This is a genomic window from Jatrophihabitans sp. (assembly GCA_036389035.1).
Taxonomy (GTDB): domain Bacteria; phylum Actinomycetota; class Actinomycetes; order Mycobacteriales; family Jatrophihabitantaceae; genus Jatrophihabitans_A.
In genome coordinates, this window is sequence record DASVQQ010000027.1 from 12,798 (window position 1) to 28,815 (window position 16,018).

15 protein-coding genes are annotated in these 16,018 nt (G+C 71.5%); 9 read left to right on the plus strand and 6 right to left on the minus strand.

The genetic code is table 11. The features are described 5' to 3' along the window. Positions 1–397: 397 nt before the first annotated feature. Together VF557_15630 and VF557_15635 are read right to left on the minus strand one after the other, a co-directional pair. On the minus strand, positions 398–1,783 hold the full coding sequence (locus VF557_15630) for a hypothetical protein (GenBank protein ID HEX8081641.1): 1,386 nt from the start codon (positions 1,781–1,783) through the stop codon (positions 398–400). Further along, on the minus strand, positions 1,783–2,283 hold the full coding sequence (locus VF557_15635; protein HEX8081642.1) for a sigma-70 family RNA polymerase sigma factor: 501 nt from the start codon (positions 2,281–2,283) through the stop codon (positions 1,783–1,785). The genes VF557_15630 and VF557_15635 overlap by 1 nt, the downstream gene beginning before the upstream one ends. 180 nt (positions 2,284–2,463) lie before the next feature. On the opposite strand from VF557_15635, the gene VF557_15640 reads away from it, so the two are divergent. The 4 genes from VF557_15640 to VF557_15655 all read left to right on the plus strand — a co-directional run bounded on the left by VF557_15640 (position 2,464) and on the right by VF557_15655 (position 7,685). Further along, positions 2,464–3,393: a heme o synthase gene (locus tag VF557_15640; GenBank protein ID HEX8081643.1), complete on the plus strand. Its 930-nt coding sequence runs from the start codon at positions 2,464–2,466 to the stop codon at positions 3,391–3,393. Between the two features lie 97 nt (positions 3,394–3,490). Continuing rightward, positions 3,491–4,366 (plus strand): hypothetical protein, encoded by an 876-nt coding sequence (locus VF557_15645; protein ID HEX8081644.1) that lies wholly within the window; start codon positions 3,491–3,493, stop codon positions 4,364–4,366. Beyond that, positions 4,366–5,751, plus strand: coding sequence for a DUF445 domain-containing protein (locus VF557_15650; GenBank protein ID HEX8081645.1), 1,386 nt, complete (start codon positions 4,366–4,368; stop codon positions 5,749–5,751). The genes VF557_15645 and VF557_15650 overlap by 1 nt, the downstream gene beginning before the upstream one ends. A 164-nt stretch (positions 5,752–5,915) precedes the next feature. Further along, a complete protein-coding gene (locus tag VF557_15655) occupies positions 5,916–7,685 on the plus strand; it encodes a serine/threonine-protein kinase (protein ID HEX8081646.1) in 1,770 nt (589 codons plus the stop codon). 62 nt (positions 7,686–7,747) lie between these two features. Here the strand turns inward: VF557_15655 and VF557_15660 are convergent, their stop codons facing one another. The 4 genes from VF557_15660 to VF557_15675 form a co-directional block, all read right to left on the minus strand. After that, the gene (locus VF557_15660) at positions 7,748–8,740 is read right to left on the minus strand and encodes a COX15/CtaA family protein (GenBank protein HEX8081647.1); all 993 of its coding nucleotides are present in this window, start codon (positions 8,738–8,740) and stop codon (positions 7,748–7,750) included. A 13-nt stretch (positions 8,741–8,753) separates the two neighbouring features. Further along, the gene (locus VF557_15665; protein ID HEX8081648.1) at positions 8,754–9,518 is read right to left on the minus strand and encodes an ABC transporter permease; all 765 of its coding nucleotides are present in this window, start codon (positions 9,516–9,518) and stop codon (positions 8,754–8,756) included. Continuing rightward, positions 9,515–10,456: an ABC transporter ATP-binding protein gene (locus tag VF557_15670; protein ID HEX8081649.1), complete on the minus strand. Its 942-nt coding sequence runs from the start codon at positions 10,454–10,456 to the stop codon at positions 9,515–9,517. Before VF557_15670 ends, VF557_15665 begins: the two co-directional genes overlap by 4 nt. A 74-nt stretch (positions 10,457–10,530) precedes the next feature. Then, positions 10,531–11,202, minus strand: a complete 672-nt coding sequence (locus VF557_15675; protein ID HEX8081650.1) for a lysophospholipid acyltransferase family protein — start codon at positions 11,200–11,202, stop codon at positions 10,531–10,533. A gap of 189 nt (positions 11,203–11,391) precedes the next feature. Between VF557_15675 and VF557_15680 the strand changes: the two genes are divergently transcribed. From VF557_15680 to sufC, 5 genes are all read left to right on the plus strand, one after another. Further along, positions 11,392–12,231, plus strand: a complete 840-nt coding sequence (locus VF557_15680; protein HEX8081651.1) for an HTH domain-containing protein — start codon at positions 11,392–11,394, stop codon at positions 12,229–12,231. Beyond that, entirely contained in the window at positions 12,215–13,645 is a 1,431-nt protein-coding gene (gene sufB, locus VF557_15685) for a Fe-S cluster assembly protein SufB (protein HEX8081652.1), read from the plus strand. The genes VF557_15680 and sufB overlap by 17 nt, the downstream gene beginning before the upstream one ends. A gap of 77 nt (positions 13,646–13,722) precedes the next feature. Continuing rightward, on the plus strand, positions 13,723–14,868 hold the full coding sequence (gene sufD, locus VF557_15690; GenBank protein ID HEX8081653.1) for a Fe-S cluster assembly protein SufD: 1,146 nt from the start codon (positions 13,723–13,725) through the stop codon (positions 14,866–14,868). Then, complete coding sequence (locus VF557_15695) at positions 14,868–15,176, plus strand: non-heme iron oxygenase ferredoxin subunit (GenBank protein ID HEX8081654.1); 309 nt, start codon at positions 14,868–14,870, stop codon at positions 15,174–15,176. Before sufD ends, VF557_15695 begins: the two co-directional genes overlap by 1 nt. Before the next feature lie 84 nt (positions 15,177–15,260). Continuing rightward, positions 15,261–16,016, plus strand: coding sequence for a Fe-S cluster assembly ATPase SufC (gene sufC / locus VF557_15700; protein HEX8081655.1), 756 nt, complete (start codon positions 15,261–15,263; stop codon positions 16,014–16,016). The last annotated feature ends 2 nt before the right edge of the window (positions 16,017–16,018 follow it).

The following is a 16,018-nucleotide window of genomic DNA, read 5'->3' on the forward strand; positions in this document are numbered from 1 at the left end:
GAACTGGAGCCTAATCGCTTTCAGTCTGGTGTTTGATCAACACCGACGGCGCCCGGGAAGGGGCTTCGCGGGCGGGTTGCGGTGTCGGGTTGCGGTATCGGGTGGCGGTGCGGGTGGCGGTGTCGCGAGGCCGGTCAGCGACGCCGGATGCGGTGGCGGCCGTGGTTTCGGCCGGGCGTTACGCGGGGCCAGTGACGCAGACTCCGGTCGCCCCCCACTCGATCGGGTGACCCGGATGTCGGCTACTAGCTCGGCGATGACCTCGATACGAGCCTACGTGGCCCTGACCGAGCCACGCATCATCGAGTTGCCGCTGGTCACCGAGAGCGGACCCTCGACCGCTCATCCGGTGCCGCTCGTTTCGACGCGCAGGCCAGCCGCTGGGTTCGACGCGCGGTCAGCAGCGGGTGGCCGGCAGGGCCGTCAGGGGCACCCGGTGCACGGTGTCCTGGCGGTCGCCGGTGACCGTGATCAGGTCGCCGCCGGCAACCAGCACGAACCTCAGCCCGGCCGGCAACCGCAGCAGGGTGCCGTTGCGGGTGTCCATCATGGTGCCCTCCTGCGGCGAGCCGGTGAATATGTCGGCAAACGGTCCGACGAACGGACCGTTCAAGGGTCGGGCAAGACCGGTCCGGCTGACCGTGGACTGGCCGGGCCGCCAGCTCACGATGGCCTGGTCGGTCTGCCAGCGCAGCGACGTCCCGTCCGAACTGAACCACCTGCCGCCGGCCCACTCGAGCACCTCGGCAGGCACTGTCAGGCCGGGCCCGGCCGCCAGGGTGGTGGCAAGAATCGGGAAATGGTCGGGGCCGGTGCCGAGCAGCAGCCCGACGCCGGTGCCCACCGCGACCAGCCGGCCCACGTCTGCCACCGGGCGGGTGTGCCGCTGGCCGTAGGGCAACTGCTGGCTGACCAGCGTCTGGTAGGCGGTGTCGTTCCGTTTTTGCTCGATCCAGTAGGCGGTGTCACCGGCCACGATCGGGTCGAAGGCGATCACCAGGTCGGCCTCCTGCTCCGCCGGGCTGAGCAGGCGCACCGTGCTCAGCCGGCCGGCCGCCCGGTCCCAGGCGGCCACCCCGTACGCCGCCAGGTTCTGCGTCCGGGCCAGCGCGAAGACCGCCCAGCCGGCCGACAGGGCCGAGTCAGGGCTGACACCGACGAGGTCATGCTGTGGTTCGGCGGCCAACCAGATAGTGGTGCCGTGCCCGTCCCGGTCGAAGAGGGCCAGCTCCCGGTGGGTGATCGACGAGGCCGGCCTGTCGGTGAAGGCGTTCGACTGCTCCATCAGGAAGCTGCCGTCCGGGCCGGCCGCGAGCGGCCGGTTCAGCGGCTGGTCCACTGCCACCACGCCTGCCTCCAGCGCGGTCAGCCACTTCGCCGGCAGCGGGCAGGCGGCAGCCAGGGACGTCCGGGTGGCCGACGGGGTGGGTGACGGGGTAGGCGACGGAGTGGTCGACGGGGTGGGCAGCGATGTACTGGCGGCCGGGCTGTTAGGCGCTCCGACGGGCGGGTCGTCGTGCGTCAGGCCGCGCACCGCGAGCGTCGTGCTGAGCATCAGCAGGGCCACCACGCTGGCCGCCAGCAGGGTGCCGGTCCGGCCGCCGGGCAGCTCGGTGACCCGGTGCACCCAGCCCGGGATGGGTGTCACCGGTAGTTCGCCGTCCGTCCGGGGCTGGGCAGCTTCGGTGATGTCGGCTTCGCGCCGGATCAGCACCTGGCGCAGCTCGTCCTCCAGCTCGTCGGCCGGCTGCCCGGCGTTGAACGGGTCTTCGAAGCGGGTCATCAGTACTCTCCTGCGAGTTCGGTGACCGCGCGGTTGGCGCGCAGGTCGGCTAGTGCACGGGCGGCCAGGCTGCGGACGGTGGCCCGCCGGCAGCCCAGCGTCTCGGCGATCTCCTCGTCGGCGCAGCCGTAGCGGTAGCGCAGCACCAGCACGCAGCGCTGCCGATGGCTCAGCCCGGCCAGCAACTTCCAGAGCTGGTCGGAGTCGGCCGGATCGGTCGCCGGCGCTGGGCGGTCGGGCAGTTCGGCGGTCGGCCGTTCGACGAACTGCCGCCGGCGCCCCTGCCTGATCTGGGCTCGGACGATCGCGGTCCGGGCATAAGCGGCAGGCAGGTCGGGCGGCAGCGCGTCGCCGAACCTCCGGTACAGCGCCAGGTAGGTCTCTTGCAGCAGGTCCTCGGCCCGGCCGCGGTCGCCGGCCACCAGGTAGGCGAACCGGGTCAGCGCCATGCCGTGCTCGGCGATGTAGCGCGTCAGCGGCATGCTCTGCTCGCCGGACATCAGCACTCCCTCCGGTCTCACGGCCTTCCCTTCCGCAGTGTGGCGGGGTCAGCGGTTCGGAGCTGCCCTGTACGGCTAGATAGCCGATATCGGTACGTTCTGTTGCATGCGACTGTTAGCTGCCCCGCAGCCCGCCGAGCCGGGCGGATGAGCAGCATCGGTCGGGTTTAGGGTGAGAGGGTGACGCAGACCCCGGTTGCCCGCCCTGGCTTGGGCGAGCCGGATGTCGCTGCTCGCTCGGCGATGACCTCGGTGCGCGCCTACGTGGCCCTGACCAAGCCGCGCATCATCGAGTTGCTGTTGGTCACCACGCTGCCGGCGATGGTGCTGGCCGCGGACGGCCTGCCGCGCTGGCAGACGGTGCTGGTCACCCTGATCGGCGGCACCCTGGCGGCCGGATCGGCGAACGCGCTGAACTGCTACCTCGACCGCGACATCGACGCGCTGATGCGCCGCACCGGACACCGCCCGCTGGCCACCCACGACGTCTCGCCGACCGGCGCGCTCAGGTTCGGCGTGCTGCTCGGGGTGGTCGCGGTGGCCCTGATGGGGCTGGGCGCGAACTTGCTCGCCGCCGGGCTGACCGCGCTGGCGATCGCCTTCTACGTCCTCGTCTACACCATGCTGCTCAAGCGGCGGACCCCGCAGAACATCGTCTGGGGCGGCGCGGCCGGCTGCATGCCGGTGCTGATCGGCTGGGCGGCGGTCACCGGGTCACTGGCCTGGGCGCCGGTGGTGCTGTTCGGGGTGGTGTTCTTCTGGACGCCGCCGCACTTCTGGGCGCTGGCGATCCGCTACAAGGACGACTACGCCCGGGCCGGTGTGCCGATGCTGCCGGTGGTCGCCTCGCCGGTGAAGGTGGCTCGCCAGATCGTCGGCTACTCCTGGCTGACGGTGGCGACCTCGCTGGTGCTGTGGCCGCTGGCCACCGGCTGGGTGTACGGGGTGCTGGCTCTGGGGGCCGGCGCGGCGCTGCTGGCCGAGGCGTACCGGCTCTACGCGGCTGCCCGGAGTGGTTCGGCGGGCAACCCGATGCGGCTGTTCCACCTGTCCAACAGCTACCTGGCCTTCGTGTTCCTGGCCGTCGCGGTGGACACCTTCCTGCGCTGAGCCGGGCCGGCCGCCAGGTGCTGCGCGTGCCCGTTGCGGCGCTCGCGTGCTGAGGGCGAGACCTCGAGCCCGGTGGGGCAGCACCTAGGATCGGGGAGTGAGCAGACGCATCGCCCTCGCCACCTGCCTGCCGATGCCGACCGGCGACGATGACGAGCTGCCGCTGTTGCCGGCGCTGGCCGAGCTCGGTCACGAGGTCAGCATGCTGCCGTGGGACGAGCCCGGCGTCGACTGGGCGGCCTTCGACGCGACGGTGATCCGGGCAACCTGGAACTACACCTTCCGGCGCGAGGATTTTCTGGCCTGGGCTGCCTCGATCCCGAGGCTCTACAACCCGCTGTCGGTGATCGAGGCCAACAGCGACAAGAGCTACCTTGTCGATCTCGCCGCCGCCGGGCTGCCGGTGATTGCCACCCGGCTGGTGCCGCCGGGCGCGGAGCCTGAGTTTCCGCAGTCGGGCGAGTTCGTGCTCAAGCCCTCGGTCGGCGCCGGTTCGCGCGGCGCCGGCCGGTTCGACGCCGACCGGCCGGGAGCGCTGGACGCCGCCCGCGAGCATCTGCGGGCGCTGCACGAGGCCGGCCGCACGGTGCTGATGCAGCCGTACCACTCCGGCGTCGACACCGCCGGCGAGACCGCGCTGATCTTTTTCGACGGCGCGTACAGCCATGCGATCCGCAAGGGGCCGATGCTCCCGCCGGAGGCCCGGCACCTGGTGCACGGCCGGGCCTATGTCTCGGAGGACATCACCGCGCGCCAGCCGTCCGAGGAGGAGATGGCACTCGCTGAGAAGGTCCTCGCGCACGCCAACGCCGGCCTGGACGAGAACCTGCTGTACGCCAGGGTCGACCTGCTGCCCGGCCCGGACGGCCCGGTGGTGGGCGAGCTGGAGCTGGTCGAGCCGTCGCTCTACCTGACCTACTCCGACGCCGCGGCCGGCCTGCTCGCCGCCGCTATCCACGCCCGGGTCAGCTGATGGCCGCGCCAACCGGCTCGCCGCAGCCGTCCGACCACCAGCCGTCCGACCACCGGAAGCCGGCAGACCACCAGCCAGCCCCCGAACAGCCGTCGGGTAACCAGCCGTCCGACCTGCCGCCGTTGCTGGACGTGCCGGTGCTCTCGCTGGCCGGTGACGCCGAGAAGCAGGTGGCGCTGCGGCGGATGAAGGTGGTCGCCACCGGCGGCCTGGTGTTCGCCGCCCTGGTCTTCGTGTTCTGCAAGCTGGTCGGCGACGACCGCGGCATCTGGCCGTTCATCCAGGCGGCCAGCGAGGCGGCGATGGTCGGCGGGCTGGCCGACTGGTTCGCGGTGACCGCGCTGTTCCGGCACCCGCTCGGGCTGCCGATCCCGCACACCGCGATCATCCCGCGCAAGAAGGACCAGATCGGTGAGAGCCTGGGCGACTTCGTCCAGCAGAACTTCCTGACGCCCGAGGTGGTCGGGCCCCGGCTGCAGGCGGCCCAGATCCCGCGCCGGGTCGGGGAGTGGCTGGCCACCGGCGACCGGCCCGAGCGGCTCTCGCACGAGATCGGGGTGGCGCTGGCCGGAGCCAACACGGTGCTGGCCGACGAGGAGATCCGGCAGGCCATTGAGAACTTCGCCGACGCGCAGCTGCGCCGGGTGCCGGCCGCCCCGGTGGTGGCCAAGGTGCTCGACCTGGCGGTGGAGGGCAACCAGCACCAGATCCTGCTCAGCGAGGGACTGCGGTCGCTGATGCGCTTCCTGGACGACAACCGGGACGTCTTTCGCAAGCGGGTCGCCGACGAGTCGCCCGAGTGGGTGCCGGAGTGGGTGGACGGTAAGGTCTTCAACAAGCTGTTCAGCAGCGTCCAGAGCTTCCTGGCTGACGTGGCCATCGATCCCGAGCACGCGCTGCGCCAGCAGTTCGACGAGCGGCTGCGGTTGTACGCGGTGCAGCTGCGCACCGATCCGGGGGCCGCCGCGAACCTGGAGCAGTGGAAGGCGGACCTGCTCGACCACCCGGCGGTGCGCAACGCGCTGGCCTCGCTGTGGCTGCCGCTGAAGAAGGCGGTGCTCGAAGCCGCGCTGGACCCGAACTCCGAGCTGCGCCGGGTCACCGCCTCGGTGATCCGGCAGACCGGGACCGCGCTGCGCGATGACCCGAGCCTGCAGGCCAAGTCCGAGCGCTGGCTGCTGGGCGTGATGAGGCACGTGCTGGCCCACTACTCCGGCGAGCTGACCGATGTGATCAGCCACACGGTCTCGCGCTGGGACGCCGAGTCGACGGCTCGCCGGCTGGAGTTGCAGGTGGGCCGGGACCTTCAGTTCATCCGGATCAACGGCACCGTGGTGGGGTCGCTGGTGGGGCTAGTGATCTATTCCGCCAGCCGATTCCTGTGAGGCCAGCTAGCCTATAGGCGGATCGCTGAGCCAACAGCGTCTCTTTTGTGCTGGCTGGGGGACCTATTTCCAACGACCCGGGCACTGGCGCTGACGCCGGTGCTGACAGAGCTGCCGGCGACGATCTCGGTCCGGCGACCGAGGCATTGCCGATCCCAGCGGCAGTGCCGTCCCCGCCACAGCCCGGCCAGCCCGGTTGGCTGCTGGGCGGCCGTTACCAGGTGGTCGAACGGATCGGCGCCGGTGGCATGGCCGAGGTGTTCCGGGCGCACGACCAGCTGCTGGCCCGCGATGTCGCGGTCAAGGTGTTTCGCACCCACACCGACCCGGACGAGGTCACCGGCGGCGTGCAGCGCCAGGAGCTGGAGCTGCAGACGCTGGCCCGGTTGAGCCACCCCAACCTGATCACCCTGTTCGACGGCTCGATCGGCTCCGACGGCGAGCCGGCCTTCTTGGTGATGGAGCTGATCGACGGCCCCAGCCTGGCCGCCCAGATCGCCCAGGCCCCGCTGGCCGAGCCCGAGACCCGCGAGATCGCCGTCCAGATCGCCGGCGCGCTGGCCTACGTGCACGCCCAGCACATGGTGCATCGCGACATCAAGCCCGCCAACATCCTGCTCGGAGCCGACGGCGCCATCGGCGACACCGTCCGGGCCCGGCTCTCGGACTTCGGCATCGTCCGGCTGCTGGGCAGCGAGCACCTGACCAGTGCCGACTTCATGATCGGGACGGCGTCCTACCTGGCCCCCGAGCAGGCCCGTGGCGCCGAGGTCGGCCCGGCGGCCGACATCTACGCGCTCGGCCTGGTGCTGATCGAGGCATTCACCGGACGGCGGTCCTTCGAAGGCCCGGCGCTGGAGGCGGTGCTGGCCCGGCTGGATCGCTCACCCGAGATCCCGGCCGGCCTGCCCCAGCCGTGGCCGGAGCTGTTGCAGGCGATGACAGCGACCGATCCGGAGCAGCGGCCGGGCGCGGCCGAGGTGGCCCGTACGCTGCGCGACGGCATCGCGATGCCGACTCCGATACTGGCCGTCGCCGGCACCGAGCTGCTCGCCGGGGACGCGGTGCTGGCCGGCGGCGCGCCGCTGGCCGCCGCCTCCGGGGCGGCCGCTGCCACCGGAGTGGTCGCTGCCACCGGGGTGGCTGCCGCGTCCGGAGCGGTCGGGGCGGCAGCGCTGGCCGACGGCGCGGGTTTCACCGACGGCGGGGGTTTCACCAATGGCGCGGGTTTCACCGACGGCGGGGGTTTCACCGACGGCGGGGGTTTCACCAACGCTCCTGGCGGGATGGCGCCGGCAGATGCTGCCAGCCCGGACATGCCGACCTCCTTCATCAGCAGCGGCCTCTCGCCGATGCCGCCACCGGTCGACGACGAACCCTACGAACCTGCCGAGCCACACCGGCGACGCGCTGCCAGCGCCAGCCGGGGACCGCTGGTCGGCGCCGCGGCTGCCGCGGCAGTCCTGATCACCGCCCTGACGGCCGGCGGGCTGCTGCTGGTGCGGGACCCGGCCCCGAGAGATCCGTCGAATGTGTTGCCCGGGCAGGCGGTGTCCAGCAGCGTCAACCCACAGGCCAGCGTCAAGCCCTCGAACACGCCGACCTCGCTGGCCCCGATCGGCTCGGTCCCGAGCGCGGGCACCGGGGGCACCACGGCCCGGACCAGCGCCGCGCCGACCAGCAGCGCGCCGCCGTCCAGCAGCAGTGCCGCGCCGACCAGCAGCGCGCCGCCGTCCAGCACCAGCGCGCGGCCGTCCAGCAGCGCGCCGCCCACCAGCAGTGCGCCGCCGACCAGCAGCGCACCGCCGTCCTCGGCGAGCAGCACGCCGACGAGCACCTCTGTCAGCCCCACCGCCACGAGCACCCCGACCACCAGCAGCTCGGCAGCTCCAGCGGGCGGCACCCCGCCGGCCACAGGCACCACCAAGCCGTAGGGCTGATCGGCTCAGCCGCTGGTTGGCTCACCCGCGCTGAGCGACTCCAGCGTGGTCCGAGGTCAGCGCCGCTGGCCGGCCAGCGGCTTGACCGGCACCGGGTCGGTGCGGGCCGGCGTGGCCAGGGCGTGCGCCAGGACCGCCAGGGCAGCCAGCCACACCAGGCAGGCGCCGAGCATGTGGATGCCCACCAGCAACGCCGGAACGTGCGTGAAGTACTGCACGAACCCGATCAGGCCCTGGGCGAGTTCCACCCCGACGAGCAGCCAGGCGGCCCGTTGCAACCGTGGTGAGGCGCCGGCGGCCCGGGCCAGCACCGCGAAGCCGAGGCTGACTCCGATCAGCAGCAGCACCACGTCGGCGTGCAGCTGTGACACCGAGGCCGGGTCGAAGTCGATCCGGTTGGTCGCTCCCTCGTCACCGGCGTGCGGGCCGCTGCCGGTCACCACCGTGCCGATGGCCAGCACCGCCGCGGTGAGCACCACGATCACCATGGCGGCGGCACGCAGCCCGGCCTGACCCGCCGTGCGCAGTCCGGCCGGACCCGCCGCCGGCAACCCGGACGGACCCGCCGCCGGCAACCCGGCCGAACCCGCCACCGGTTCGGGATCCTCGCGCAGCTGCCACCAGAGCGCGAAGGTGATCGCGATTATCACCATCGACAGCAGGAAGTGCGCGGCCACCGTCCACGGATTGAGGCCGGTCAGCACCGTGATGCCGCCCAGCACCGCCTGAGCGGGGATGCCGATCGCCGCCAGCGCCGCCAGCTTGGCCTGCCGGCGGACCAGCACGGCCACCACCAGGGTTGCCAGCACCACCGCGCTCAGCACGAAGGTCAGCTGCCGGTTGGCGAACTCGATGACGCCGTGCGCCGCGTACTCCTTGGTCGGGGTCAGCGAGTCCTCGGTGCAGGACGGCCAGGTCGGGCAGCCCAGCCCTGACCCGGTCAGCCGGACCGCGCCGCCGGTCACCACGATCAGCACGTTGGCCAGCATCGAGACCAGCGCCAGCCGGCGCAGCGTGGCCGGTTTGCGCAGCCGGCTCGTCTCGCTCACCCCCACCGAACCCTCACTCCCAACGGAACCAGCGCGCCGCGGCCGGCAACGCCACCGCCGCCCACAGCAGCAGGACCAGCGCCGGGCGCACCGGCAGCCCGGCGCCCTGTTCGAGCACCTGGTGCAGGCCGTCGGACAGCGCGGCCGAGGGCAGGTAGCGCAGCACGTCGGCCACCGCCTGCGGGTAGCGCGACAGCGGGATGGCGATGCCGCCGGCGAACAGCAGCACCAGCCAGATCAGGTTCGCCGAGGCCAGCGTGATCTCGGCCCGGACGGTGCCGGCCAGCAGCAGGCCCAGGCCGCCGAAGGCGAAGGTGCCGAGCACGATCAGCACGGCCGCCGACACCGCTCCGCCGCTCGGACGCCAGCCCAGCGCCAGGCCGAACAGGCAGATCAGCACGGCCTGCAGCAGCTGCAGGATCAGCACCGCGAGGGTCTTGCCGAGCAGCAGCACCCGGCGGGGCAGCGCGGTGGCCCCCAGCCGCTTGAGCACCGCGTACTTGCGCTCGAAGCCGGTGCCGATGGCCAGGCCGGTGAACGAGGCGCTCATCACCGCCAGCGCGAGCACCGACGGAACCACGAAGTCGATCCGCCGGGGGGTGTCGAGTGAGTACAGCAGCGGCAGGTTGAAGAAGAACAGCAGCAGCAGCGGGATCACCAGCGTGAGCGCGACCTGCTCGCCGTTGCGCAGCAGCAGCCGCAGCTCCATCCGGGTCTGGGCGGCCAGCATCCGCGACGCCGGCGCCGCGCCGGGGGCCGGCGCGAAGCTGGCGGTCATCGGCCGGTCCGCGGCAGCGACGACGGCACGGTCAGGGCCAGAAAGACGTCCTCCAGGCTGCGCCGCTCGACGTTGAGCCCCTCGGCCAGCACGTCGCGCGCCGCGCACCAGGACGTGATCGCGGCCAGCAGCGCCGGGGTCACCTCGCCCGCCACCAGGTAGCGCCCGGCGGCCGGCTCGCTGACCTGGGCGCCGGCCGGCAGCGCGGCCCGCAGCTCCTCGATCGGCAGGCCGGCCGGCGCCGAGAACCTGACCTGGCCCGTGGAGCCCGCCTGGGTCAGCTCGGCCGGGCTGCCCTCGGCGACGATCCGGCCGGCGTGCAGCATCACCACGTGGTCGGCCAGCTCCTCGGCCTCGTCCAGGTAGTGGGTGCTCAGCACGATGCTGACGCCGTCGCGGCGCAACCGGCGGATCAGCTCCCAGGCGGAGCGCCGGGCCTGCGGGTCCATACCGGTGGTCGGCTCGTCCAGGAACAGCAGCTCCGGACGTGAGATCAGCGCCATCGCCAGCGACAGCCGCTGTTGCTGGCCGCCGGACAGCCGCCTGACCTGGGTGCCCGCCTGTTCGGCCAGGCCCACCTCGGCGAGCAGGTCGGCGGCGTCGAGAGGATCGGCGGCGTAGCTGCCGAACAGCCGCAGCAGCTCCAGGGCGCGGGCTCCGGTGTAGCCGCCGATGCCGCCCTGCAGCATCACCCCGACCTTGGGACGCAGCGCGCCGCCATCGGTCGCCGGGTCCAGTCCGAGCACCCTGACCCGGCCGCTGTCGGCGCGCCGGAAGCCCTCGCAGATCTCGATGGTGGTGGTCTTGCCGGCGCCGTTGGTGCCCAGCAGCGCGAGCAGCTGACCACGCGGCACGGTCAGTGAGATGCCGTCCACGGCCGGCCGGCCGGCATAGCGCTTGACGAGATCGGTGATCTCAACGGCTGCGGCGGCGGGCACTGGTCAAGTCTAGGTATTGCCGGGCCCGGACACGCACTGGCAGCCCCGCCGGGTGACCGGCGGAACTCGCCGGCTCACTCGCCGGACTTCACCGCGCTGCCGTAGGTGTCGACGTAGTCCTGGCCGGACAGCTTCTGGACGGCCTCGCGGATGGTCTCGGCCACCTCGCGCAGCACCCGGGACGAGCGCTCCTCCTCGGCGCGGCCGGAGAAGTCCAGCGCCGGGCCGTAGTGCACCTCGACCGGTTGCCGGTACCAGTGCCGGTCGCCCTCGATCAGCACCTTGTCGGTGCCGATCAGCCCCACCGGGATGACCGGGGCGCCCGAGCGCAGGGCCAGCCGGGCGACCCCGGTGCGGAACTTGTGCAGCCGGCCGTCGGGGGACCGGGTGCCTTCGGGGTAGATGCCCAGGGCCTTCTGCTGGGCCAGCAGCTCGACGCCGACGTCGATGGTGTTGGCGGCGGCCCGCGGGTTGTCCCGGTCCACCGGCACGTGGCCGAACTCCCGGAAGCTCCAGGCGGTGATCCTGCCGCGCAGGCCGGGGCCGTTGAAGTACTCGGCCTTGGCGAAGTACAGCACCTGGCGCCCGGCGGTGATGGGGGTGAACACCTCGTCCGCGGCCGACAGGTGGTTGGCGGCCAGGATGGCGGGACCGGTGCGCGGCACGTACTGCTGGCCGCTGACCTGCGGCCTGAAATAGGCGCGAATCAGCGGTGAGACGAATAGTTCCGCGGCGCGGTACAGCACTCCGCGAACCTACCGCTTCGGCCGGCGCCTGCTGTCCCGCCCTCCTGGCCGTGGCATCCGGCACGTAAGCGTCCAAACCGCCCGGCGGACTCGTTTCTGGGGGAGGATGAGAGCAACGCCACGCGACACTTCGCCCGCCTGGGCAGGCCCCGGCTGGGATCGGGTCAGGAAATACGTCATACTTATCTTGTGAAATTCGCTGGCTCAGCCGCCCCGACACCGGTGCCCGCACCGGCTGCCGGCGTGGACCCCGGCGAGGGCCGCACCCGGGACGCGGTGACCCGGCTGGTGCAGGAATCGGGCCCGCTGACCGCCGCCGCGCTGGCCGAGCGCCTGCGGCTGTCCGCCGCGGCCGTCCGCCGGCATCTGGACGCGCTGGTCGCCGACGGGATCTTCGTCGAGGTGCAACCGCGCGCGTCCAGCCTGCGCCCGCGTGGCCGGGGCCGTCCGGCTCGCGCCTACGCCCTCACCGACGCCGGCCGCGCCGGCTTCGGACACGCCTACGACGACCTGGCCTCCACGGCGCTGCGCTACCTGCGAGACACCGGCGGCGAGGCGGCGGTGGTGGCCTTCGCCGAGCACCGGGCCAGCACGCTGGTCGCCCGGATCGGCGCCCAGATCACCGAGCCGGAGTTCGCCGAAGCCGATCCGCGCGACAAGGCCGGCCTGGTCGCCGCGGCGCTGACCGCCGAGGGCTACGCGGCCAAGGTCACCCCGGCCGGCAACGCCGGGCAGGGCAGCCAGATCTGCCAGCACCACTGCCCGGTGGCCCACGTCGCCGCCGAGTTCCCGCAGCTGTGCGAGGCCGAGACCCGGGCGCTGGCCTCGGTGCTCGGCGCCAACGTCCAGCGGCTGGCCACCATCGCTCACGGCGACGGCGTCTGCACCACCCACGTCTCGCACGCGATCCCGATGCCGACCGCCACGAGACCGCCGACCACCACCAGTTCCACGACCACCGCGAGATCCACGAGTTCCACGACCACGGTTTCCAAGACCGAGAGGCACATAGATGACCACAGCAGCTGAGCGCGCTATCACCCAGGGCGAGCAGATCGAGGCGCTCTCGACCTACAAGTTCGGCTGGTCAGACACCGACCTGGCCGGCTCCACCGCCCGGCGTGGTCTGAGCGAGGACGTCGTGCGCAACATCTCGGCCCTGAAGAACGAGCCGGCCTGGATGCTGGAGCGCCGGCTCAAGGCGCTGGAGATCTTCCGCAAGAAGCCGATGCCCAACTGGGGCTCGGACCTGTCCGGAATCGACTTCGAGAACATCAAGTACTTCGTGCGCTCGACCGAGAAGCAGGCCGCCTCCTGGGACGACCTGCCCGCGGAGATCAAGAACACCTACGACCGGCTCGGCATCCCCGAGGCCGAGAAGCAGCGGCTGGTGTCCGGGGTCGCGGCGCAGTACGAGTCCGAGGTCGTCTATCACAAGATCCGCGAGGACCTGGAGACCCAGGGCGTGCTGTTCCTCGACACCGACACCGCGCTGCGCGAGCACGAGGACCTGTTCAAGGAGTACTTCGGCACGGTGATCCCGTCCGGTGACAACAAGTTCGCGGCGCTGAACACCGCGGTGTGGTCGGGCGGCTCGTTCATCTACGTCCCCAAGGGCGTGCACGTCGACATCCCGCTGCAGGCCTACTTCCGGATCAACACCGAGAACATGGGCCAGTTCGAGCGCACCCTGATGATCATCGACGAGGACGCCTACGTGCACTACGTCGAGGGCTGCACCGCGCCGATCTACTCCTCGGACTCGCTGCACTCGGCGGTCGTGGAGATCATCGTGAAGAAGGGCGGCCGGTGCCGCTACACCACCATCCAGAACTGGTCGAACAACGTCTACAACCTGGTCACCAAGCGCGCCGTCGCCCAGGAGGCCGCGACCATGGAATGGGTCGACGGCAACATCGGCTCGAAGGTGACCATGAAGTACCCGGCGGTCTGGATGACCGGTGAGCACGCCAAGGGCGAGGTGCTCTCGATCGCCTTCGCCGGCGAGGGCCAGCACCAGGACGCCGGCGCGAAGATGGTGCACGCCGCGCCGCACACCTCCTCGACGATCATCTCCAAGTCGGTGGCCCGCGGCGGCGGCCGGACCTCCTACCGCGGCCTGGTCCAGGTCGAGCCCGGCGCCCACCACAGCAAGTCCACCGTCAAGTGCGACGCCCTGCTGGTCGACACCATCAGCCGGTCCGACACCTACCCCTACGTCGACGTCCGCGAGGACGACGTGTCGATGGGTCACGAGGCGACCGTCTCCAAGGTCAGCGACGACCAGCTGTTCTACCTGATGAGCCGCGGGCTGTCCGAGGACGAGGCGATGGCGATGATCGTGCGCGGCTTCGTCGAGCCGATCGCCCGCGAGCTGCCGATGGAGTACGCCCTGGAGCTGAACCGGCTGATCGAACTGCAGATGGAAGGAGCGGTCGGCTAAGCACCTCCACAGGTTCTCGGGCGGGCCAGGCACATCTGGCCGGCCCGAAGCTGTGGGGGAGCAGTCGGAACGCACATATGACGACACTCCTCACGCCCACCAGCGGGTCACCCTCCGAACGCTTCACCTCCCGCGATCCCGATGACTTCGCCGTGCCCAACGGCCGCGAGGAGGAGTGGCGGTTCAGCCCGCTGCGCAAGCTGCGCCCGCTGTTCCAGCCGTTCACGTCACAGGACTCGTTCCGCTTCGAGACCGAGCTGCCGGCGGGCGTCACCGTCCAGGTGGTCGGCCGCGATCACGAGCTGGTCGGCACGGCGCTGACCCCCGCCGACCGGGTCAGCGCGCTGGCCGCGGCCAACGTCGGGCAGGTGGTGCTGGTCACCATCCCCGCCGAGACGCGGCTGTCCGAGCCGGTGACGCTGCGCTCGATCGGCAAGCCCGGCCTCAACTACGGCCACTTCGTCATCGACGCCCGCGCCTACAGCTCGGCCACCGTGGTGATGGACCACCTCGGTGAGGCGACCGTGGCCGCCAACGTCGAGGTGCTGGTGGGCGACGGCGCGGACCTCAGCCTGATCAGCGTCCAGGACTGGGACGCCGAGGCCATCCACGTCGCCGCGCACGCCGCCCGGCTGAGCAGGGACGCCCGCTACACCCACATCGCGGTCAACCTCGGCGGCGCCGTGGTGCGGCTGAACCCGACGGTGAACTTCGCCGGGCCGGGCGCGGCAGCCGAGCTGTACGGCCTGTCCTTCGCCGGCCAGGGCCAACACCACGAGTCGCGGCTCTACGTCGACCACTCGGTGCCCCAGTGCAGCTCGCACGTGGTCTACAAGTCGGTGCTTGACGGCGACACCTCGCGCACGGTGTGGATCGGCGACGTCCGGATCAGGCCGGCGGCGGTGGCCACCACGACCTACGAGCTCAACCGCAACCTGCTGCTGACCGACGGGGCCCGCGCCGACTCGGTGCCCAACCTCGAGATCGAGACCGGTGAGATCGCCGGCGCCGGCCACGCCAGCGCCACCGGCCGCTTCGATGACCTGCAGCTGTTCTACCTGCAGTCGCGGGGGATTCCCGAGGACGAGGCCCGCCGGCTGGTGGTGCGCGGCTTCTTCGCCGACGTGATCGACCACATCAAGGTGCCGGCCCTGCACGACCGGCTGATGGCCAGCATCGACGTCCGCCTCGGCGGCACGCCCGCGGGCTTGGAGGAGAGCTGATGGCGACCAGGCTGTGCGCGCTGGCCGAGCTGAGTCCGGGCGTCCCGCTGCGGGTCGAGCTGGACGACCTGGAGGTCGCGGTCGTCCGGGTGGGCGATGAGGTGTTCGCCATCGAGGACGTCTGCTCGCACGCCGACTTTCCGCTCTCTGACGGCGAGGTCGAGGACTGCACCCTGGAGTGCGCGCTGCACAGCTCGCGCTTCGACCTGCGCACCGGCAAGCCGACCGGACCGCCGGCCACCCGGCCGGTGCCGGTCTTCGAGACCACGGTGGTCGACGGCGACGTCTACGCCGAGCTGGACAAGTGACCCGGCCCGCGGCGGCTCCGGCTGCCCAAGCTCCCGTGGCGGCTCCTGCTGCCCGAGCACACGTGAAAGAGGAGAACTGAGAAGATGTCCATGCTTGAGATCCGCGACCTGCACGTCGGCGTGGACGGCACCCCCATCCTCAAGGGCGTCAACCTGACGGTCGAGTCCGGCCAGACGCACGCCATCATGGGGCCCAACGGCTCCGGCAAGTCCACCCTGGCCTACTCGATCGCCGGCCACCCGAAGTACACGGTCACTTCGGGCCAGGTGCTGCTCGACGGCCAGGACGTGCTGGCGATGGCCGTCGACGAGCGCGCCCGGGCAGGCCTGTTCCTGGCCATGCAGTACCCGGTCGAGGTCCCCGGGGTGTCGGTGTCGAACTTCCTGCGCACCGCCGCCACCGCGATCCGTGGCGAGGCCCCCAAGCTGCGTCACTGGGTCAAAGAGGTCAACGCCGCCATGAGCGAGCTGGAGATGGACAAGGCCTTCGCAGAGCGCAACGTCAACGAGGGCTTCTCCGGCGGTGAGAAGAAGCGCCACGAGATCCTGCAGATGTCGCTGCTCAAGCCCAAGATCGCCATCCTGGACGAGACCGACTCCGGCCTGGACGTCGACGCGCTGCGGACGGTCAGCGAGGGCGTCAACCGGGTCCGCGAGACCGGCATCGGCACCCTGCTGATCACCCACTACACCCGGATCCTGCGCTACATCAAGCCCGATTTCGTGCACGTCTTCTTCGACGGCCGGATCGTGGACTCCGGTGGCGCCGAGCTTGCCGACGAGCTCGAGGCGCACGGCTACGCCCGCTACGGCGTGAACGAGCCGGCGGCCGTGCAGTAAGT

Coding starts and splice junctions, on each gene's coding strand:
- sufB (HEX8081652.1), top strand. CDS start 12,215: ATGACCACAGCAGCTGAGCGCGCTATCACCCAGGGCGAGCAGATCGAG.
- VF557_15695 (HEX8081654.1), top strand. CDS start 14,868: ATGGCGACCAGGCTGTGCGCGCTGGCCGAGCTGAGTCCGGGCGTCCCG.
- VF557_15650 (HEX8081645.1), top strand. CDS start 4,366: ATGGCCGCGCCAACCGGCTCGCCGCAGCCGTCCGACCACCAGCCGTCC.
- sufD (HEX8081653.1), top strand. CDS start 13,723: ATGACGACACTCCTCACGCCCACCAGCGGGTCACCCTCCGAACGCTTC.
- VF557_15635 (HEX8081642.1), bottom strand. CDS start 2,283: ATGTCCGGCGAGCAGAGCATGCCGCTGACGCGCTACATCGCCGAGCAC.
- VF557_15665 (HEX8081648.1), bottom strand. CDS start 9,518: ATGACCGCCAGCTTCGCGCCGGCCCCCGGCGCGGCGCCGGCGTCGCGG.
- VF557_15630 (HEX8081641.1), bottom strand. CDS start 1,783: ATGACCCGCTTCGAAGACCCGTTCAACGCCGGGCAGCCGGCCGACGAG.
- sufC (HEX8081655.1), top strand. CDS start 15,261: ATGTCCATGCTTGAGATCCGCGACCTGCACGTCGGCGTGGACGGCACC.